This window comes from Pseudalkalibacillus decolorationis, from assembly GCF_024609785.1.
GTDB lineage: Bacteria > Bacillota > Bacilli > Bacillales > Fictibacillaceae > Pseudalkalibacillus > Pseudalkalibacillus decolorationis.
Genome location: NZ_JANHJQ010000029.1, coordinates 1 through 20,529, shown reverse-complemented (window position 1 = coordinate 20,529; position 20,529 = coordinate 1). Strand labels below are relative to the sequence as shown.

At 41.2% G+C, this 20,529-nt stretch carries 17 protein-coding genes; 9 read left to right on the top strand and 8 right to left on the bottom strand.

Annotated elements, in window-relative coordinates; translation table 11 throughout:
- Positions 1–33 precede the first annotated feature (33 nt).
- From NON16_RS20820 to NON16_RS20810, 3 genes are all read left to right on the top strand, one after another.
- Complete coding sequence (locus NON16_RS20820) at positions 34–417, top strand: ArsR/SmtB family transcription factor (RefSeq protein ID WP_257351344.1); 384 nt, start codon at positions 34–36, stop codon at positions 415–417.
- Positions 395–2,539: a heavy metal translocating P-type ATPase gene (locus tag NON16_RS20815; protein ID WP_257351343.1), complete on the top strand. Its 2,145-nt coding sequence runs from the start codon at positions 395–397 to the stop codon at positions 2,537–2,539. The genes NON16_RS20820 and NON16_RS20815 overlap by 23 nt, the downstream gene beginning before the upstream one ends.
- Positions 2,540–2,647: 108 nt before the next feature.
- A complete protein-coding gene (locus NON16_RS20810) occupies positions 2,648–3,031 on the top strand; it encodes a DUF302 domain-containing protein (RefSeq protein WP_257351342.1) in 384 nt (127 codons plus the stop codon).
- A 262-nt stretch (positions 3,032–3,293) separates the two neighbouring features.
- On the opposite strand, the gene NON16_RS25750 is transcribed toward NON16_RS20810, so the two are convergent.
- Positions 3,294–3,377, bottom strand: a complete 84-nt coding sequence (locus NON16_RS25750; RefSeq protein WP_372508858.1) for a putative holin-like toxin — start codon at positions 3,375–3,377, stop codon at positions 3,294–3,296.
- Between the two features lie 271 nt (positions 3,378–3,648).
- On the opposite strand from NON16_RS25750, the gene nadE reads away from it, so the two are divergent.
- Positions 3,649–4,473 (top strand): ammonia-dependent NAD(+) synthetase, encoded by an 825-nt coding sequence (nadE, locus tag NON16_RS20805; protein WP_257351341.1) that lies wholly within the window; start codon positions 3,649–3,651, stop codon positions 4,471–4,473.
- Positions 4,474–4,739: 266 nt separating this feature from the next.
- On the opposite strand, the gene NON16_RS20800 is transcribed toward nadE, so the two are convergent.
- Entirely contained in the window at positions 4,740–5,243 is a 504-nt protein-coding gene (locus NON16_RS20800) for a hypothetical protein (protein ID WP_257351340.1), read from the bottom strand.
- Between the two features lie 407 nt (positions 5,244–5,650).
- Here NON16_RS20800 and NON16_RS20795 point away from each other — a divergent pair, with 407 nt between their 5' ends.
- The 3 genes from NON16_RS20795 to cphA all read left to right on the top strand — a co-directional run bounded on the left by NON16_RS20795 (position 5,651) and on the right by cphA (position 10,636).
- Positions 5,651–7,042 (top strand): hypothetical protein, encoded by a 1,392-nt coding sequence (locus tag NON16_RS20795; RefSeq protein WP_257351339.1) that lies wholly within the window; start codon positions 5,651–5,653, stop codon positions 7,040–7,042.
- A 128-nt stretch (positions 7,043–7,170) separates the two neighbouring features.
- Positions 7,171–8,007, top strand: a complete 837-nt coding sequence (locus tag NON16_RS20790) for a cyanophycinase (protein WP_257351338.1) — start codon at positions 7,171–7,173, stop codon at positions 8,005–8,007.
- Positions 7,997–10,636 carry a cyanophycin synthetase gene (gene cphA, locus NON16_RS20785; protein ID WP_257351337.1) on the top strand — a complete coding sequence of 880 codons (2,640 nt, stop codon included), beginning with the start codon at positions 7,997–7,999 and terminating at the stop codon, positions 10,634–10,636. Before NON16_RS20790 ends, cphA begins: the two co-directional genes overlap by 11 nt.
- 64 nt (positions 10,637–10,700) lie before the next feature.
- Here cphA and NON16_RS20780 read toward each other — a convergent pair whose 3' ends face one another.
- From NON16_RS20780 to motA, 6 genes are all read right to left on the bottom strand, one after another.
- Positions 10,701–11,039, bottom strand: a complete 339-nt coding sequence (locus NON16_RS20780; RefSeq protein ID WP_257351336.1) for a DUF3905 domain-containing protein — start codon at positions 11,037–11,039, stop codon at positions 10,701–10,703.
- Positions 11,040–11,230: 191 nt separating this feature from the next.
- On the bottom strand, positions 11,231–12,307 hold the full coding sequence (locus NON16_RS20775; protein ID WP_257351335.1) for a Ger(x)C family spore germination protein: 1,077 nt from the start codon (positions 12,305–12,307) through the stop codon (positions 11,231–11,233).
- Positions 12,304–13,395 (bottom strand): GerAB/ArcD/ProY family transporter, encoded by a 1,092-nt coding sequence (locus tag NON16_RS20770; protein ID WP_257351334.1) that lies wholly within the window; start codon positions 13,393–13,395, stop codon positions 12,304–12,306. Before NON16_RS20770 ends, NON16_RS20775 begins: the two co-directional genes overlap by 4 nt.
- A 166-nt stretch (positions 13,396–13,561) precedes the next feature.
- A complete protein-coding gene (locus NON16_RS20765; protein ID WP_372508857.1) occupies positions 13,562–15,067 on the bottom strand; it encodes a spore germination protein in 1,506 nt (501 codons plus the stop codon).
- A 257-nt stretch (positions 15,068–15,324) separates the two neighbouring features.
- Positions 15,325–16,080: a flagellar motor protein MotB gene (gene motB, locus NON16_RS20760; RefSeq protein ID WP_257351332.1), complete on the bottom strand. Its 756-nt coding sequence runs from the start codon at positions 16,078–16,080 to the stop codon at positions 15,325–15,327.
- The gene (gene motA / locus NON16_RS20755) at positions 16,073–16,870 is read right to left on the bottom strand and encodes a flagellar motor stator protein MotA (RefSeq protein ID WP_257351331.1); all 798 of its coding nucleotides are present in this window, start codon (positions 16,868–16,870) and stop codon (positions 16,073–16,075) included. Before motA ends, motB begins: the two co-directional genes overlap by 8 nt.
- A 486-nt stretch (positions 16,871–17,356) precedes the next feature.
- Here motA and NON16_RS20750 point away from each other — a divergent pair, with 486 nt between their 5' ends.
- Together NON16_RS20750 and NON16_RS20745 are read left to right on the top strand one after the other, a co-directional pair.
- A complete protein-coding gene (locus NON16_RS20750; RefSeq protein ID WP_257351330.1) occupies positions 17,357–18,589 on the top strand; it encodes an arginine deiminase in 1,233 nt (410 codons plus the stop codon).
- A 200-nt stretch (positions 18,590–18,789) separates the two neighbouring features.
- Positions 18,790–20,088, top strand: a complete 1,299-nt coding sequence (locus tag NON16_RS20745) for a Glu/Leu/Phe/Val family dehydrogenase (protein ID WP_372508856.1) — start codon at positions 18,790–18,792, stop codon at positions 20,086–20,088.
- Positions 20,089–20,529: the final 441 nt, after the last annotated feature.

Genomic DNA, 20,529 nt, shown 5'->3' with positions numbered 1-20,529 from the left:
GTGGTTTGCCTTAAAATGAAAGGGGTGCATTTAATGCCACAAGATGATGTATGTAAAGTGACCTGTGTCCATGATGAAAAGGTTACTCAAATAAAAAATGATCTTCATAAACAGGATACAATGTCTGCTGCTAAGATTTTTAAAGCACTTTCGGATGATACTAGGATTAAGATTGCATACGCTCTTTCGATTGAAGAGGAACTCTGTGTATGTGATGTCTCCATGATTGTTGAATGCACAGCAGCTACAGCCTCCCATCATTTACGCTTACTACGAAACATGGGACTTGCAAAATACCGTAAAGAAGGAAAGCTTGTATACTACTCACTTGATGATGATCACGTACGTCAAATTATCCAGACTGCGTTTTCCCATCTAAAGGAGGGGAAACACCTTGCAGCCACAACAAAAAACTAAAGATGTCACCAAAAATGTGTACCGGGTTTCTGGGTTCACCTGAGCGGGTTGCGCGAAAAAGTTCGAGACGAACGTAAAGCACCTGGATGGTGTTTTTGATGCAAAAGTAAACTTCGCCGCTGCCAAACTTACCGTGATGGGAGAAACCAATATAGGTGAGCTTGAAAGAGCTGGGGCGTTTGAAAACATAAAGGTACGTCCTGAAAATCAAATAGAAGAAGAGCGACAGGAAACGTTCTGGAAACAGCATTTATTTGTACTGCTCGCTGGGTTTCTTCTTGTTGCCGGTTGGTGTGTGGGTCTGACAATTGGTGAGGGGTCGTTATTATCGGTTCTTTTATATGCAGGTTCGATTGTCTTAGGGGGCTTTCGCTTATTTGGAACTGGCCTGAAGAATCTGATCCGTTTTGATTTTGACATGAGGACACTTATGACGATTGCGATTATTGGTGCTGTCATTATCGGGGAATGGGGAGAAGGGGCGATGGTCGTGATTCTTTTTGCGATCAGCGAAATTCTTGAGTCCTACTCGATGGATAAGGCGAGACAATCGATTCATGGGTTGATGGATATCGCACCGAAAGAAGCCATTGTCCAAAGAAACGGAGAAGAGATTACAATCCCAGTAGAAGAGATACGCATTGGAGATGTAATGTTCGTCAAGCCTGGTCAAAAGCTCGCGATGGATGGAATTGTACGAACAGGGGAGTCCTCCATTAATCAGGCAGCAATCACGGGAGAATCTGTTCCAGTGACCAAAACAAGCGGGGATGACGTGTTTGCCGGTACATTAAATGAAGAAGGGTTCCTTGAAGTGGAGGTCACAAAGCGGGTAGAGGATACTACACTTGCAAAGATTATTCACCTCGTAGAGGAAGCGCAGGATGAACGTGCCCCTTCACAATCGTTCATTGATCAATTTGCGAGATATTACACACCTATAATCATCCTTGTTGCACTTGGTGTTGCAACGATTCCACCACTATTTGGAGCAAGCTGGAGTGAGTGGCTCTATCAAGGCTTAGCAGTGCTTGTTGTTGGCTGTCCATGTGCCCTCGTTATTTCAACGCCAGTATCGATTGTAACAGCAATTGGAAATGCGGCTAGAAACGGTGTCTTAATCAAGGGTGGCGTTTACTTGGAGGAAACCAGTAGACTCAAGGCAATTGCATTTGATAAAACCGGAACCTTAACGAAGGGGGTTCCTGTTGTTACGGATGTAGTTCTTGTATCGCATTATACCGAGCAGGAAGTCCTTCAGGTGACAGCAATTCTTGAAAAGAAATCTCAACATCCATTAGCGTCTGCCGTTGTAAAGAAGGCAGAAGAAGCAGGTATTTACACGGACGATCAGGCACTAACTGATTTTCGCTCGATTACGGGCAAAGGTGTAACCGGAACAATCAATCAGATCCCTTTTTATGTGGGAAGTATCTCATTGTTCACAGAAGAAATGGGGATTCCTATATTGAGTGAGCATGTTGAACATATTGATGTTCTACGTTCAAAAGGGAAGACGGTGTTGGCTGTTGGAACCGACAAGAAGATCATTGCTATTATTGCGGTGGCAGATCCAGTACGGAAGGAAAGTGCTACTGTAGTCAAAGCACTTCAACAACTCGATATGCCTAACATAATGATGTTGACAGGTGATCACGAAATAACAGCAAAAGCAATTGCACAACAAATTGGCATTGATCATGTTGAAGCTAGCCTTCTTCCTGAAGAAAAACTGCGATATATAAAGGAGTATCAAGATCAATATGGACGAGTCGCGATGGTCGGTGATGGTGTAAACGACGCACCTGCCCTTGCTGCATCAACAGTTGGAATAGCAATGGGTGGTGCTGGAACGGACACAGCTCTAGAAACAGCGGATATCGCATTAATGGGGGATGATCTGAAAAAGCTTCCATTCACGATAAAATTAAGCAGGAAGACCTTGAAAATTATTAAACAAAATATTAGCTTCTCTATTGGGATCAAGGTACTCGCACTACTCCTTGTCATTCCAGGCTGGCTGACACTGTGGATTGCGATTTTTGCTGATATGGGCGCGACACTGATCGTTACGCTCAATGGGTTACGCTTGCTTAGAGTTAAAGATAAAGGCGGATCATAACGATCAAATTTGAAGCTTGTATAAAACAGAGCATTGTTTAATGGATTATAGTAAAGGGAACAATTCTAAGACTATATAAGGAATCATATTGTAAAGGAGATGAGGCGGTTGTTCCACTACACAGTACTGACAGAGCATTCTGTTAATGACGCGTGCAAAAACCTTGAGGACCAGTTAAGTAAGGAGCAATTTGGCGTTCTATGGGATTTCGATATAAAAGAAAAATTGAATGAGAAGGATCTTGAGTTTGATCGTTCGTTTCGGGTTCTGGAAGTATGTAACCCAAAAGAGGCCCAACGGGTTCTTAATCAAAATGTAATGATTGGATACTTTCTTCCTTGTAAAATGGTTGTCTATGAGGACGAAGGTGTGACAAAAATCGGGATGCCAAAGCCAACAGCACTCGTAGCAATGGTAGAAGATGATGAGATTACTGCTATGGCGCAGGAAATTGAACAGAGATTGATGGCTTGTATGGATAAGAGTGTCTAAAATAATCGCAAGCCTTGTCCAGTTTTAATCAAAATTTGACAGGGAATCAAATAAAAACAGGAAAATTTTACACTTCTATTCATTTAACCGATGACATACAGTTAAAGTGGTGTTATAATAAAAAAAGATTTTTAGAATAATCAATAATAAAAAAATTCCACAGGTGCAGGAACACCTGTGGAAAATACGACAAGTTCGTGTCCCGAGAAGGGATCCGGCTAGATAGTAGACCGCGACCTAAAGTATGCAGCTCAAGGGCGGTCTATTTCTTGTAAGGAAATGACAAGACGCCGATAATCAACGTAGCAAACGAGATGGCAACCATCAACGTTTGATAGACTGTCATTGTAACACCACCCCTTTCGAGTATAGTGCCGACCGCCCTCGAGAGCCTAAACCTATCGTATTTATACAATTTTATCATTAATGGAAAAAATTCTCATGATACATTGGGACCAGTTATTGCACGTCCTAAACTCCTACCAATAAAACACAAATGCTTATTTATTCCCATTAATTAAGCTGAAAGTAGTATTTAAAAGGTGAAATGTCGCTAAAATAACGAAATGAAAACTTAATCTACTGTAATATAGAGCTACAGCAATGGAGGTAATAGAGTGAGTTTACAAGATGAAATTATTAATGAACTGCATGTAAGGCCGAAAATATACCCGGGAGAGGAAATATCAAAGCGGGTTGAGTTGTTGAAGCATTATGCACAAACGACTGGGATGAAAGGATTTGTCCTTGGGATTAGTGGGGGCCAAGATTCGACTTTATCTGGTAAACTTGCACAACTAGCTGTAAATCAATTATCTGACGAAACGGATGAAGAGTACACATTCCTTGCAGTGCGTCTTCCATATGGCGTTCAACACGATGAAGATGATGCACAGGAGGCTTTGGATTTCATTCAGCCCGACCGTATTGTCACTGAAAATATTAAAGGAGCTGTCGATGCTTCTTATCGTTCGTTTCATGTGGCAACTGGGGAAGAACTCAATGACTTTTTGAAAGGAAATACAAAAGCAAGGGAGCGGATGAAGGTCCAGTATGATCTTGCAGCCCATTACAACTTGCTCGTAATTGGCACAGACCATGCAGCTGAAGCAGTTACTGGCTTTTTTACGAAACATGGCGATGGTGCATGCGATATTGCGCCACTGTTCGGATTGAATAAAAGGCAAGGTAAAGAGCTTCTTAAGGAACTGGGATCACCTGGGTCCCTCTATAAAAAGGTTCCGACCGCTGATTTAGAAGAAGATCGTCCTGGACTACCGGACGAAGAAGCACTCGGTATTTCCTATGATCAAATTGATGATTACCTTGAAGGCAAAGAGATTAAGGCAGAATCGAGAGAAATACTCGAACTACATTACCTAAAGACAAGGCATAAACGGGAAAAAGAAGTATCGCTGTATACAGAATGGTGGAAAAAGTAACAGATTGATATGAAGAGAAAGGGATTGCTGTTTTTCGGCATCCCTTCTTTTCTTATGAGTAATGAAAGTATAAAAGTTTGCGGCATGGATGTAATGTCCAGCTTCAGCGCCCAACCACTTGGATCACTTCAGGCCTCCTCGTCGGTCTTCCTGTGACCTTCGTGGCTAAGCAGGCGCTTGCGCTTTTCTTATATGGGTCCAGTTATTCGTATCTGTCATTAAGAAGCTAGATGCTGAGCTTACTTGGAGTTTTTCAGCTTAATTCTTCATAAAAACAGATGTACAATTACGAGCACGATAAAAGCGTAAGCGCAATAACGATGATAACGGCGTCTTCTTCCCGATGATTTTTGTTTACGGAGGTAACCTGTGAAAAGAACCCCTGCTAACCCGATTAGTGCAAACAACCCCGCTGAACCAACATCAGTTCCCACCCATCCTAACTCCAACATATATGAAACGTGAAAATATAAGGAGAAAAGACCTAACAAGGCGGATGCGACATGAAAACGGATGTATACTCTCGTAAACGTGACGAGCTTTTTTCTTGCATTTGACCTCCCAAGAAACGATATCAATTTTAAAAAAATGAGAAGGAAGAATGAGATAAAGAAGTAGACAACTGCGGTATAGGCCCACAAAATGGCTGTTGTAAAATCTCTATGCTGCAGCAATAGAAAAATAAGCCACGGAGAGGTTAACAGTGTTGCAAATAGTGTACTTTTCGATACGTTGAGACGAAACAACCATCTAAGTATGTAACCCGCCATAAAGATCCCCCCTCGTTTGCTACCGACATTTTAACATTCATTATAACTCACCGGTAAAGTAAGCCCTGCATATTGTGCATTATAGTGTGTGTTCAAAAAGGAGGACAAACAGAGCCGAGATATGTGAAGTTCAACTAAGATCGTAACGTCCTGTTACAACGTTGAACTGACTCACATCGTGTGAGCCCGAGACGCGGCAGTCACGAGGACCGGAACGACGAGCGGTACTTGCATAAATACTACGAGTTGTACCGAGGAAGCTTACATCCAAGAATACGCTTGTAGACGCAGGTACATAGACTCTTACTTGGACCGAAGTGGCAACGCAACGAAGAAATTCGAAAGCAATGTTTCCCGGACTTTTTGAACATCCTCTTATAGACGAATATCACAATGGGGGAACAAGTATGGGGATTGAATTAACACTAATTCACGGTGTATATTTATTGTTTATCCTCATTATCATTGGCGTGATGGTAATGCGAAGAGATACGACTTTAGTGTGTGTGATTGGTGTGTTTGTGCTAGGCCTAATCGCTACATCTTCTCTAAGTTCAGCTGTAAGTGGGATATTTAACAGTTTTATTTATGCGATCAATGCGTTACTCGGAACGATTCTCGTTATTTCAGTAATCGTAGCGATGAGTCGAATCCTAATACGGCTTGGAATCAATGAAGTTATGATTTCTCCTTTTGCAAAATTCATACGTACTCCAGCCCTTGCTTATTGGACGATTGGGATTGTGATGATGGTTATATCCTGGTTTTTTTGGCCATCTCCGGCTGTTGCGTTGTTAGGTGCAGTTCTCCTACCAGTAGCATTACGTGTCGGACTTCCAGCATTAGGTGCTGCGATGGCAATGAACCTGTTTGGGCATGGGATCGCACTCTCAGGGGACTACATCATTCAAGGAGCACCGAAGCTGACAGCAGACGCGGCTGGTATCCCAGTTGGAGATGTATTAGAAGCTAGTGTGCCTCTTGTTATTGTTATGGGTGTTGTGACTACAGTAATCGCGTTCTGGTTTTTACGTAGAGACATGCGAAAAGGTCTGCTTCAAGTTTCGACAGAGGATCTTGAACTTACCAATAATGAGGAAGGTAGCAACCTATTAACAGACCGTTCGAAGAAAATACTTGCTATCGTTATCCCAATCTTATTCCTGATCGATGTCTCTGTTATGTTTAAGCTGAATCTCCAAGGTGGAGATGCGACCGCATTAATCGGTGGAACGGTAATCTTCATATTAATGCTTATTTCTATGCTTGGGTATCAAAACAAAGGGCTCGAGAAAATTACTTCCTATCTCATCGAAGGCTTTCAGTTTGGTTTTAAAGTGTTCGGTCCCGTTATTCCGATCGCAGCCTTCTTTTATATGGGGGATTCCGGATTTACAGCCGTATTTGGTGAGACACTACCTGAGGGGTCTCAAGGAATTGTCAATGACTTAGGATACGCGCTTGCTCACAATGTTCCGGTTCATGAAGCAGTAGCAGCCTTTACACTGACCGGTGTAGGAGCAATTACTGGTTTAGATGGCTCCGGCTTTTCAGGAATCTCATTAGCTGGTTCTATTGCTGGTCTCTTTGCAGCTGCAATTGGAAAAGGGATCGCTACCTTAACGGCACTCGGGCAAGTCGCTGCGATCTGGGTCGGTGGAGGTACATTGGTACCATGGGCTCTCATTCCTGCAGCTGCAATTTGTAATGTCGACCCATTTGAGTTAGCCCGTCGGAATTTGCTGCCAGTTATTATAGGCTTACTCGTAACGACGATCGTTGCAATCTTTTTGCTATAAGAGGTATAAACTTAGAAGTTATGGAATAAAATAGTAAAAATCACTCATTTATCGATAATGGGTGATTTTTCAGTTTTGTATGTTTCCTTGACACTTCACTTTTTAATCATAAAGGAATGAGATGAAGCGTGACAAACATCGTGAACGGTGATTTATTCATAATCGGTGGGAATGAAGATAAACTGGGGGAGATGGAAATCCTCTCTACCTTTATTAAAGATACGAAAACAAAAGAAGGAAAAATCGGAATTTTAACAACCGCTACAGGTTATCCTGAAGAGGTTGGTGGTGAATACCGAGATATATTTTTGAAACTCGGGGCATCTAAGGTCGAGCTTATACATATTGACACGCGGACAAAAGCAGAAGACCCAGAATTTCTTGAAAAAGTCTCTACTTTATCAGCATTATTTATGACAGGGGGAGACCAAAACCGACTTTCAAGTATTATTGGCGGGACGAGCTTTTTTAAACGGATGCAAAGGGAATGGCACAACGGAATGATTATAGCAGGAACGAGTGCAGGGGCAGCTATAATGAGTCGACATATGATTGTTTCTGGTAAAACGAAAGCTAATCAAGCAAACGTAAATGTAGAAATGGGAGTCGGCTTCGGCTTTTTGGAGGACGTTGTCATTGATCAACACTTTTCCCAACGTGCTCGTTTCGGAAGATTACTTCATGCGATTGCTCAAAATCCCCAGATTATCGGGGTTGGTATAGATGAAAATACGGCTGTTTGGGTTCGGGATGGTGGAAGATTCTTCGAAGTAATTGGAGAGCATTCCGTTACGGTAATTGATGGATGTAAGCTGTCTTTTGTTGATATTGCAGATGAAGCTGAAAGTGATGAGGTTACCATTACTGGGGTGCAGCTGCACTCACTTGCTAAAGGATATCAATTTGATCTTGAACAACGCCACTTAATTATTAAGGAAAAGAGGACTCAACCCGATGAAAATTAATCGGATTAAATACCTTTCGGGGCCTAATTATTATAGCTATAAGCCAACAATTTGGATCGAACTAGACATCGGAGCATTAGAGAAGAAACCATCCAATAAGCTTCCAGGTTTTACAGATCAATTGTTAGCGATAATTCCGAGCTTGCAAACTCATACGTGTTCCCGTGGGTATGAAGGTGGGTTTGTTGAAAGAATGTACGAAGGAACGTGGATGGGTCATATACTTGAGCACATCGCTATTGAGTTGCAGTCATTAGCTGGTATTCCAGTAAAGCGGGGGAAGACAATTACAAGTGAACGAGAAGGTATTTATTTTGTGACCTATCGGTATGAGGAAAAGGAATCGGGTATATACGCCTTTCATGCTGCGATGGAAATTGTAAATAAACTGCTTTCAGACGAAACGAGCGGGCTTACGATTGACTCTTATATCAAAAAAGTTGAAGAACTCTTTTATACAAATAAACTTGGCCCAAGTACAGAGGCCATCTATCGAGCTGCCTATGATCGGAAAATACCTGTCGAACAAATCGAAAATGAGAGTGTACTTCGATTAGGAACTGGAATAAAACAGAAAACGATGCATGCAACAATTTCGAGCCAAACCTCTTTCGTTGCGGTTGAAAATGCTTGTGATAAGGAAGTCACTAAAACACTTTTACGTGGAGCGGCACTACCTGTTCCAGATGGGAAGGTGATTACAAATGAAACGGAGCTTATGGAGGTAACAAGGCAACTGGGTTATCCATTAGTGACCAAACCATTAGACGGCAGACAGGGACAAGGTGTTGTAACAAATATTAAAACAGAGGAAGAATTACGGGCAGGATACAATGGCTTGAAGGATCATGAAAAAGTAATCATTGAGCGCTATATTTCCGGTAATGATTATCGTTTTGTTGTGGTCAATGGGCGCGTGCAGGCAGCAAGCTTACGGCTTCCACCTTATGTAGTTGGGAATGGAAAGGATTCTATTCATACCTTAATCGAGTGTGAAAATAAGAATCCTTTAAGAGGAGACGGTCACGAAAAGCCGATGACGAAAATACCGATTAACCAGTCGGTAGTGAGCTATTTGAAAATGAAAAATCTAACCTTAGAAACGATTGTTGGAAAGGGTGAAACTGTTCACCTTCTTGGCAATGCAAACCTGTCAACAGGTGGGCTTGCAATTGATGTCACAGATACTGTTCATCCCAGTTATTGTGAAATCGCTGAACGATCCGCACGTGCAATCGGACTAGATATTGCTGGGGTTGATATGATCATTCAAGACATTACAGCAGGATATAAGCAAGGTTATGCAACTGTTCTCGAAGTAAATGCGGCACCTGGCATACGAATGCATCTCTATCCAAGTGAAGGAAAAGCGAGAGATGTAGGCGGAGCCATAGTCGATTATTTGTTTGAAAATCGTGATAAGGCTAGTATCCCAACAATTGCAGTAACCGGTACGAACGGGAAAACTACAACAGCACGACTCATTGCTCACTTTTTAAAATCCGATTCAAAAACCATTGGGATGGCTAATTCAGATGGTGTTTTCATAGGGGATCAATGTATTGATGAGGGTGACTGCAGTGGTCCTGTTAGTGCAAGAAAAGTTCTGCATCATCCAGAGGTTGATGCAGCTGTACTTGAAACAGCCAGAGGAGGTATGCTACGCGAAGGAACGGCGTTCAGGTATTGTGACGTAGGCATTGTAACCAATGTCTCAGAGGATCATCTCGGCCTTGACGGAATTGAAACGATTGAGGACTTGCGCAAGCTTAAGCGATTAATACCAGAGCTGGTACACCAGGATGGTTACTGTATTTTGAATGCAGATGATCAAGCTGTAGGGGAAATGTGTGCTCACACAGACGGACAGGTGATCTTTACATCTCTATCTGAGGAGAATCCATTCCTTAGGGAGCATAAGCAAGAGGGTGGGGAGTTATGGTTTATTAAGGATGATTGGATTATTCATGAGAAAGATGGGAAACAAGAAAAGTTCATGGTGTATAGGGAGATCCCGATAACATTTAATGGATATGCGCGTCATAACATTCGTAATTTGTTACAGGCTATGGCTTCAGCCCATGCATTAGGCGTCTCTATTGAAGAATTACGGACCAAGGTACTAACCTTTTTCCCAGACTTTTATCAGAGTCCTGGGCGTTTTAATAAAATTGACCATGAGGGTCGTACAATTGTCATCGATTATGCTCATAATACTGCTGGCTTAAGAGCTATTTATGAGACAGTTAAGGCAATTCCTTATGAACGGCTTATTACAGCTATTTCAGCACCAGGAGACCGAATGGATGAGGATATTCGCAATATGGCTTCTATTATTGGGAAAGAGACCGATCTTGTTGTGGTGAAAGAGGATGAAAACTTGAGAGGGAGAGAACCGAAAGAGGTTGCAGTAATGATAGATGAGGTTTTTAAGGATTATTTATCAAGTGAAAGCCGGATCATTGAGCTCAATGAAAAACAAGCATTCCGAGCTGCTTGGGAAGCCTCCAAACCAGGCGATTTACTGTTGTTCTTTTATGATTCCTTTCAAACAGTGGAGGAATTTATGAAGGAACTGAAACGTAAGCGGAGGGTTGAATCGAAATTTCGAAAAACATCCTCGCTATAAAAGCGCAAGCGCCCTGGGTCAAAATAAGAAGGGAACGAGATTTTATCTCGTTCCCCATCTATAATTAATCTCGGGCATAGCTGACATCTTTGGTTGGATGCATAAACGGACTGCCCTTCGGAATCCTGTCCTCTTCAGCAAGTTCCTTATTTTCTGAGGAGTTCCAACCAATATCGTTATACGGATGTACCCACTCATCCCCAGCCATTACTGATGGATCAACGTCATCACTCCACTGATTTAAAGGAGAGTCTTTTGATTCATAATAACTGTCTCCGATAGTTACACCATGCTCGTTAACAAATGGTTTTCGCTCATCCTCAGATACATTCTCAAATACAGGAGCATTTGCCTGATGGGGCAATGTCCCATCAACCGATGGATTTTTTTGCTTTGAATCCATATGTTGCACCTCCAATAGAAGGATACGTATAGTTTTAACCAATCTGGGCTTGATTATGTTTCACAAATGTTGAATCTTGGTTAAATTTCGTCTTTCATTTGCTTTAGTGCATCCTTTAATGAACAAACGACTTTAATTCCTTCAAATGAAATTCCTAGTTGAACCATTGTTTGTGCAAGCTCTGGTCTCATTTAACGAATAACTCCAGATTGCACTATATCCATATTTATTTCGGTTTGAATGTTAACTTGTGGGTAAATTTCCTGCCAGGTCTTTGAATCCCAGTCTCTAAAATGCGCTTTTGCTTCTTTCCCGATGCCGAATGGGTCTACCCCTTGTTCTTGATAAGAATTAATCATTTTTTGCGTTTCTTTTTCAAGATATTGATTTACTCGATTTTCAATTTTTTTTATATTTTTATCCACCCTTTTTCTTCCCCCAGAGTATTCATCGATGGTTCCAGTTAAATCAATGCTAAGTTTAATGTTAGGGGATGAGGACGTTCCAGTAATGTGAACCTTTTTATTTGTTTTAACATGGCCGATTGAGACACGTGCATTTTGTTTCGGAAGTTCTATCGATAATCTTCCTTTGGTTAATTCATTATGGAGAACTCCGAATATATAGAGTCGATCATCCAGCACTTGATCAACCATTTTTTCACCTTTAAATAATGCGATTCCTTTTATTTTTAACTTTCCATTTTTTCGAGTGAGGAGGGGTAGGAAAGGGTCCTCACCTTCTCCGTAATACGATTGGAAAAAAAGGTGCAGGTTGGTTTTCGGTAAAACCTCCGCTTCGATTGCTTGTTCAATAATCTTCGCGACATGCATGCCAAGGTCCATGTTTTGAACCTGCTGATTATAGATGAATTCTTTTATATTGCCATCATATACTGCAAGTCTGACATTCGCACTGATACTTGGATCCCGTCGATATACATCTGTTAATTCAATGAAACCTTTACTTGCAAATTCTTCACTAAACATCGCGATTTCTAATTTGCCCGGAAAAACTGGGTTAGGCGTCTGCAGTGATATTTCTTTGTCTAACTCTTGATTAAGGTACCCTTCAGCTGTATAAAACTCGTTACGTACAGTACCTTCTGTTTGGTAAATTGGCACAACTAATGTTGCCTGGATTTTATCGTCTTCTAAGTCATATCCAGCTAATGTGACCAGATAAATTTCATCTAATACTTCCTTCTCAATAGTAGTACAACCTGATAATAGGATTACACAGACAATGAGTGATAGAACCTGTTTCATTTTTTGTGTCTCCTTCTTATTTTAAGATGATATAGTATGAACAATAAGGGGGTGTACACGTAGAGCATATAGAAACCCGACTTAGATATTGAACTAATGAATACGTTTATAATTTCACGATCTTTAAAAATGAGATTTGCAATGTAGGATGTGAGGAGAAAGAAAATGAGTACCCACCGTTGTTGGAAATTATAGGTTCGTTTGATTGCGCGACTTGCACACCATAGACTTGTACATATGTTTGGAAACACTACCAATGCCCAGGTCGCAATTGCAATGTATTCAAACCGCTCTACGAAAGGGAATTCTATAATTTTAAACATACTTAAAGTCGCCCAAACTGTATGCTCCAACTGGGTTTGACTAAAGTACATGAACGTGACGATTGCTGTAGAGGTATAAATAAAAGTCGAGAATAATACACCAAGTTGCGCCCATTTCTGTGATTTCTCTTTGTTTTTTAGAAAAGGGTATAGAATTAATATAACTTCTATACCAAGAAATGATAGTGTTGCAGCCTTTGTTGACTTTAATAAATCCGTGACAGAATGATTCATAATAGGTCTTAAATAATCTAATTCGCCGAAGGGCACTGGGTAAAATAAAAACACTATTAAAAAAGAGGGAATGATTACACCGAAAAAGGCCACACCTGCAACAACTCGAAAACCACCTGAGATCGTATAATAAATTAAAAGCAAAAAGGCACCAAGAACAAAAGGAACATTTATCTCTGGGAACATCCATACTTGTAAAACTTCAATGTAGCTTCGAAGAACAGTAACCCCGAGAAAAAAGAAATAAAAAGCTGCGATGGTGCTAAGAAAACCACCTATCCATTTTCCGAATACCCGTTGATGAATTGAAATCAGATCGCCATTTTCCTTATTTAGCATGCTGTACATCATCCAAAGTATGATATGGATAGAGATTCCTGATATCAAGATTGAAATCCATGCATCGTATCCCGCAGCCATTGCGATGTCTCGTTGATAACCAAGTATTCCGATTCCAATCTGCATCGAGTGAATGAGAAAAAAGGCAATGCCAGCAGAGACTAGAAACCGATCTGGTATAGGAGTTTTCATATGGTGTCCCTCCTTTCAGTCTGTGTTTTCAAGAAAGTTTGTAGCATAGATGTAATGTCTAGCTCCAGCACCCAGCCCCCTTGGATCACTTCAGTCCTCCTGTGGTGGCAACATCCTCGTTGGGCCTCCAGTGTCCTTTGGGGCTAATAGGGCGCTTCCGCTTTTCTTATTCATCAATATCTTTCTTTTTCTTTGCTTTTTTCTTTTTAAACCTTACTGTGCTTTCAGTTTGTAGATTTAATGGGCGCAAGGATTGAGAAGAAAATGGCAAACGAATAATTGTATCCTTTAAATCAGGGATCCGTGGAGGGAATATTGGTTCTAAATAGGGTCTGCCTAACGATTGGAGACGCAGAAGATGAACAAGCAAGAAACTAAAACATAGAACAATCCCTAAAAGCCCCCAGATTTGGGCGAATAACAAAAATGGAAACCGTATCAAACGAATTGTATTACCCATTTTATATACGGGTGTCGTAAAAGAGGCCAGGGCAGCAAGAGCCACAATAATCAACAGTACATTACTCGTTAAACCTGCCTCAACGGATGCTGTTCCAATAACGATACCGCCCACAATACCAATCGTCTGACCAACCTTCGTTGGCAGCCTGGCCCCGGCCTCACGCAACAGTTCAATGGCTAACTCAAGAATCAATGCCTCCAATATAGGTGCAAACGGAATTGCACTACGAGAGGTAACGAGCGTGCTTACGAGGTCCTTGGGAATTAATTCATAATGATAGGTTAATACAGCTACATAAACTGGCGTAGCAAATATGGAAAAAAAGACAGAAAACATACGAATTAATCGGAATGCTGACGCGATATGCCAGTTTAAAAAGTAATCCTCAAATGAAGAAAAGAATTCGATGAAATTTGTAGGGCCGATTAACACTTGAGGTGATCCATCAATAACGAAGGCAATCTTCCCCTCATTTAAAACAGCTGATACACGATCAGGGCGCTCAGTATCAAGGAGCTGAGGGAAGGGCGAGTTCTGGTCGTCGGCAATTAATTGGGTAATAAAAGAGCTATCAGTTACGTGATCGAAATCGATACTATCTATTCGTTGTAAGACTGTATTAATATTTTCCTGATTTGCGATGCCTTCCACATACAATACGGCAACACGTGTTTGAGAGGTGGTACCGACTTTCATTTCCTTGACTGTGAATTGAAGGCTAGGTATTCTTTTACGAATGAGGTGGAGGTTTGTATCAATAGACTCTACAAAAGCTTCCTTAGGACCGAGTACACTAAACTCAATCTCTGGTGCAGCAACCTCTCTGCCAGATTTGGACTGGGCTTTGATAATCACACATTTATTACTTTGGTCCTTAACTTGGATGATGACACTTCCGCCCAGCAATTTCTTTTTTATTTCCTCAATATCATCGGTGATTTTCACATTACCGATTGGTACAGTCCCTTTTATTTCCTCAAGAGACTGTTTATTATTGCTTTGAATGGTAGGTAAAATATCGCGTTGCAGCATATTCGTATCAACAAGCGTTTTAATATAAGAAATCCAAACGCTTCCATGTTCGTTGTTGATTTTATAATGCACAAAGTCTTTTGACTTTTTTGCTTGTTCAAAAAGGGCGGATATCGACTTGAATTCCTGTTTTGGTTGTTCATTTGGTTGGGTCCATTTTTTCCACCAGTTGATCATGAGAACTATCCTTTCCCAACGCATTTATTCTTCTCCTTACGTTTACCAATTATTAGCTTGCCTATACGATTAATGGAATGATGTAGATTAAGATTTATGCTTTCTTAATGTGCAAGAAAGCCGACCCTTAGTGAGTCGGCTTTCATAAATTCGTCGTTAGTTAAGTTTAAAAGAAGAAACGGATACTAAGAACATCCATTCATATTTAACTCCAAGAAAAGAGGGATACCATCATCATAGGCATCCCACAAGGTCACTCATTTATTCGGTAGAATTTTCACTTCGACTCGTCGATTTTTTGCTTTGCCGGCCGCTGTATCATTCGGGGCAACGGGATGATGCTCGCCATATCCCGCTTGACTAAACTTTCTAGGGTCAAGTTTCTTGTTTTCCAAAAGTAAATTCATGAAGTTGATCGATCGGTGAGCACTTAACTCCCAGTTTGAATCGAAGTTACTGTTACTAATTGGAACATTATCTGTATGACCAGCGATAATGATATTCCGTGGTGGATCTGTTACGAGAAGCTGAGAAATTTCTTTAGCGAGACCTACTGCATCTTTCTTCACGGTTGCACTTCCTGAAGCAAAGAGGGCATTATCCAAAATTGTGATGATCAATCCGCTTTCTGTCAGGGTTGTGCGTAGGCTTCGGCTTAACTTCTTTTCTTCAATATATTTGTCGATTCTTTTTTTTATTTCCTCTAGCTGAACTTGATCTATGTTGGCATCTTCTTCTTTGTCATCCTCAGGTGTGATCACTGTTTCCGCAACTGGAATTGAGCTTTTTTCAACAACACTGACAGGGCTTGTATAATCCATTGGTCCGGTGCCGCCGTTTAAAGCAGATTTAAAGGAATTCGCCATGCTTTCAAATTTTTGTGCATCCACTGTACTTACTGCAAATAATACAATAAAAAGAGCAAGCAATAACGTCAACATATCCGCATAAGGTATCAGCCATGATTCATCAATATGCTCTTCCTTTTTCTTTTTATCGCGTGTTTTAAGCATTAAACTCCTCTCCTTCCTGTAAAAAAGGAGCTAGATTTCTCTTATTTGCAGGAACATAAATTTTCAGTTTTTCTTCAATTACACGTGGGGAAGCTCCGTCTTGGATAGAGAGAATTCCTTCAACCATTACTTGCTTAACCATTACTTCTTGCTTTGATTTCCGTTTCAGTTTGTTCGCAAATGGGTGCCAGAGTACATATCCGGTAAAAATCCCGAACAATGTTGCAATAAATGCCGCCGCGATCGCATGCCCGAGTGCTTCAATATCATCGAGGTTTCCAAGAGCAGCAATCAAACCAACAACTGCACCAAGTACACCGAGAGTAGGAGCGTAAGTTCCTGCCTGTGTGAATATTGCCGCGCAGCTTTCATGTCGTTCTTCCATTGCCGCAAGATCTTCAACCATCACGTCTCGAATAAATTCAGGAGTCTGCCCATCAATAACCATCTTCATTCCGTTTTTAAGGAAGGGATCTGCAATATCATCTGCGTGTGCTTCAAGGGCTAGTAACCCTTCTTTTCGAGCAATTGTCGCCCATTCACTGAATATAGGAATTAGTTCATCAACGGTTGTCATTTTTTTGTCGGTAAAAAGGATCTTAAACAAAGCAGGTAAGCATTTAATTTCGCTCATCGGGAATGCGATCATGATCGATGCAGCAGTACCTGCAAAAATGATTAACATCGCAGCAGGATTAAATAACGCCGTCGGGTTGACCCCCTTCATAACCATTCCAACTCCGATTGCAACGACTCCTAATATGATTCCGATCACTGAAGTCTTGTCCATATGCAGCTCATCCTCACTTTATTAATTCTATAACTTCCCGCTTGGCTGGTTTCTCGTTCACAGCATGTCTTTATAAACAATGTCGTACCTGACCAGGGCGCTTCCGCTTTTCTTAAACGTTAAGAAAGTATAAAAATAATTTCTATAGTATAAGTTCAACTAAGACGATCGCCAGCGCTAAGGCTTGTCGCTAGCCAAGTTTTCTTTATGAGTAAAGAAAGTATAAAAGTTTGCGGCATAGATGCAATGTCTAGCTTCAGCGCCTAGGTGCTCGAGGTCGCTTCGATTCTTCCACAAACACAAAAAGCGTGTTATGTTACAGAATCTCCAGCGCTTGTCGCACCTGGTCAAGGCGCTTCCGCTTTTCTTATAGTAATATCGACAAAACGAGCAGGATTGTTTAATCGGTATTTAGAAATAGGTTTCAGAAAGGTCGTTATCGTGAAGGATAGATAGAGGTTTATTATTTTGAGGAGCTGATTAAGCATGAGTAATTGCCAAGTCTTTTCAGAAATTCAGAAGCTTGAGGTTGTACTGGTGCACGAGCCTGATCAAGAAATCCAAAATGTCACCCCTGAATATCTAGAACATCTATTATTTGAAGATATTCCATACTTACCAAACATGCAGTCTGAGCACCAAGCTTTTTCCTCTCTTCTTAGATCACATGGCGTAGAGGTTTTGTATCTCAAAGAATTGATGGAAGTTGTGCTGTCCAATGAATATGTTAAAACAAATTTTATAAAGGATGTGCTACACGAAAGCAGGTACAGTGAAAATGGAGCTCATGACCATCTTTTTGATTATCTTCAATCGTTAAGGACCTCTGAGCTATTAGCGAGTATAATGGCTGGAATTTTAAAAACGGATGTACCCAAACAAAAGAAAACCCATCTTTATGAATTAATGGACCAGCAGTATCCATTCTATCTCGATCCAATGCCAAACCTATATTTTACTAGAGACCCGGCTGCTGTTATTGGTGAGGGTATTTCAGTGAATCGGATGAAAAAGGCCGCTCGTAGAAGAGAGTCGTTGTTTATCGATTACATATCCAAGCATCACAAACTATTTCAAGATAGTCCGCCGGTTTATTTCAGTCGGGATACAGGTTTTCCGCTGGAAGGAGGCGACCAGCTTGTTTTAAGCGAAAAGGTCATAGCTATCGGTGCAGGGGAGCGAACTTCAGCCCAAGGTATTGAAAAGCTCGCTAAGGAAATTTTCTCGTCGGACACTTCCTTTGAAAAGATCGTTGCGGTTGAGATTCCTCATAACAGAGCATTCATGCATCTCGATACTATATTTACGATGGTCGATAAAAATAAATTTACCGTTCATCCTGTTGCATTTGAAAACCATGGGCATTTGAAAATATTTATTTTAGAGAAGGTTGAATCGGATGGGGAGTTTGCAATTTATGAACGTTCTTCATTAATTGAGACGTTAAAAGAAGTACTTGACCTAGATGAGATCGTCTTCATTCCATGTGGAGGGCAAAATGAGATTATATCCTCCAGGGAACAGTGGAACGATGGATCCAATACACTAACCCTCTCGCCTGGTGTGGTTGTTACTTATGATCGGAATGAAGTCTCCAACCGTTTACTGCGTGAACACGGAGTAGAAGTATTAGAAATTGAAAGTGCTGAACTATCACGAGGACGTGGTGGGCCAAGATGTATGAGCATGCCAATCAAGCGCACGAGGCAGAAACTCTAGCGGTCTATTTATCAGGATACTCAAAAGATTGTTCAAATATAAACATGGATGATATAGATGTTTACTCAAAAATAGGATGGGAAAATTATGTATAACGGAATAGTCGAGGAGGCTTTATAGTGGAAAAAGACAAAGAAATAGACGAATTGAAAAACCCACAAGAGAATCAGGACAATATCGACACAGAAGTTAAACCAGAAATGCCTGCTAAAGAAGAGAAGAACGGAGAAGAAATAACGAATCCCTACCAGATTGCAAAACGTTTGATTGAAAGGGCGACTAAGACACTTGAACTACAGGAAGGTGTTTATGATATTTTGAAAAAACCGAAACGTGTTATGAAAGTATCAATCCCGGTCCGCAGAGACAATGGTGATGTCGTAAATTATACTGGAATACGCGCCCAACATACAGATATTCTTGGTCCGACAAAAGGCGGTGTTCGCTTTCATCAAAACGTTTCAGAAGATGAAGTCGTAGCACTTTCCATGTGGATGTCCTTGAAGGCTGCAATTGTCAGCATTCCATTTGGAGGCGGAAAAGGTGGAATCATAGTCAATCCTGATGAACTTTCAGAGCGAGAGTTAGAAGAATTAAGCAGAGGATTTATTCGAGAGCTTGAGCCGGTTATCGGACCTGAGAAGGATATTCCAGCACCAGATGTGAACACAGACCAGAAAATTATGGGATGGATGCTCGATGAATTTGATCGTTTACGTGGGCATAATGTTCCGGGGTTCATTACTGGAAAGCCATTAATCATTGGTGGATCTGAGGGGCGCCTTGAGGCAACTGGTAGGGGTGTCGTAATTACCATTAAGGAAGCAGCGAAACGGTTTGATTATGACCTTTCCAAAATGACAGCTGTGATCCAAGGGTTCGGAAATGTCGGATCGATAACTGCCAAATATTTAGAAATAAATAATGTGAAAGTTGTCGCTGTTACAGATGCTGGCGGTGGTGCATATCAGCCGAAGGGAATGAATATCAGTGAACTTATTGAATACGTCAAAGAAAAGGGTACAGTTAGTGGGTTTCCTGGTAGCGAGGAAATCTCAAATGACGACATGTTTGCGATGGAATGTGATATTTTAATCCCAGCAGCACTTGAAAACCAAATAACTGGTAATAATGCAGGCGCCATTAAAGCAAAGATTGTAGCTGAAGCTGCAAATGGTCCTACAACACCAGAAGGAAATCGAATAATGGAGGAAAAAGGGATCTTCATCATACCCGATATTCTCTGTAATGCAGGTGGTGTAACCGTATCGTATTTTGAGTGGGTCCAGAACACAATGCACTATGCTTGGAAAGAAGCAGAAGTGATTGAAAAGTTGGAAGAAAAAATGATTGAAGCTTTTAAAATTGTTTATGAGATGCGTGAGGAGAAACGTGTAAAAATGAGAGAAGCCGCCTACCTGGTAGGGGTTGGCCGTCTTGCACAGGCAATGATTGCACGGGGATGGATCAAAAACTGGAAAATGCCGATTGATTGTTAAGAAAAGCGTAAGCCCCCTGTTAAGCCCCGAAGGTCACTGGAAGGCCAACGAGGAGGCTGTCGCCGCCGCAGGAGGACAGAAGTGATCCGAGGGGTTGGGTGCGGACATCACATCTATGTAGCAAATTTTTATACTTTTCAGCTGGAAGTAAATCGACGTTGTGGAAAAGTTTAAGTCCTAAGTATAAGTGCAGCTAGGGCTCAGCCAGCACCAAGGCTTGGCTTTACCAAGTTTTCTTTACACGTTAAGAAAGTATAGAGCGTCCGAGCATAGGTGATATTCCATAATGGGTGGGAACCCCATCAGGTAAGAACTAGCCATTCACCTGTAGCGAGTCTTGGAGGGTTGGAGGTAACTCCTATCTTTAAGCGTAGACAGCAAGACAGTGGGCCGAAAACCAAATGGCTGAAGGGATGGAGCCCCGAAAACTTATATACGGGA

Excerpts from the sequence above, each read along its gene's own strand:
- NON16_RS20820 (WP_257351344.1), top strand. The coding sequence starts at position 34 with ATGCCACAAGATGATGTATGTAAAGTGACCTGTGTCCATGATGAAAAG.
- NON16_RS25750 (WP_372508858.1), bottom strand. The coding sequence starts at position 3,377 with ATGACAGTCTATCAAACGTTGATGGTTGCCATCTCGTTTGCTACGTTG.
- NON16_RS20800 (WP_257351340.1), bottom strand. The coding sequence starts at position 5,243 with ATGGCGGGTTACATACTTAGATGGTTGTTTCGTCTCAACGTATCGAAA.
- NON16_RS20795 (WP_257351339.1), top strand. The coding sequence starts at position 5,651 with ATGGGGATTGAATTAACACTAATTCACGGTGTATATTTATTGTTTATC.
- cphA (WP_257351337.1), top strand. The coding sequence starts at position 7,997 with ATGAAAATTAATCGGATTAAATACCTTTCGGGGCCTAATTATTATAGC.
- NON16_RS20780 (WP_257351336.1), bottom strand. The coding sequence starts at position 11,039 with ATGGATTCAAAGCAAAAAAATCCATCGGTTGATGGGACATTGCCCCAT.
- NON16_RS20775 (WP_257351335.1), bottom strand. The coding sequence starts at position 12,307 with ATGAAACAGGTTCTATCACTCATTGTCTGTGTAATCCTATTATCAGGT.
- NON16_RS20770 (WP_257351334.1), bottom strand. The coding sequence starts at position 13,395 with ATGAAAACTCCTATACCAGATCGGTTTCTAGTCTCTGCTGGCATTGCC.
- NON16_RS20765 (WP_372508857.1), bottom strand. The coding sequence starts at position 15,067 with ATGATCAACTGGTGGAAAAAATGGACCCAACCAAATGAACAACCAAAA.
- motB (WP_257351332.1), bottom strand. The coding sequence starts at position 16,080 with ATGCTTAAAACACGCGATAAAAAGAAAAAGGAAGAGCATATTGATGAA.
- motA (WP_257351331.1), bottom strand. The coding sequence starts at position 16,870 with ATGGACAAGACTTCAGTGATCGGAATCATATTAGGAGTCGTTGCAATC.
- NON16_RS20750 (WP_257351330.1), top strand. The coding sequence starts at position 17,357 with ATGAGTAATTGCCAAGTCTTTTCAGAAATTCAGAAGCTTGAGGTTGTA.
- NON16_RS20745 (WP_372508856.1), top strand. The coding sequence starts at position 18,790 with ATGCCTGCTAAAGAAGAGAAGAACGGAGAAGAAATAACGAATCCCTAC.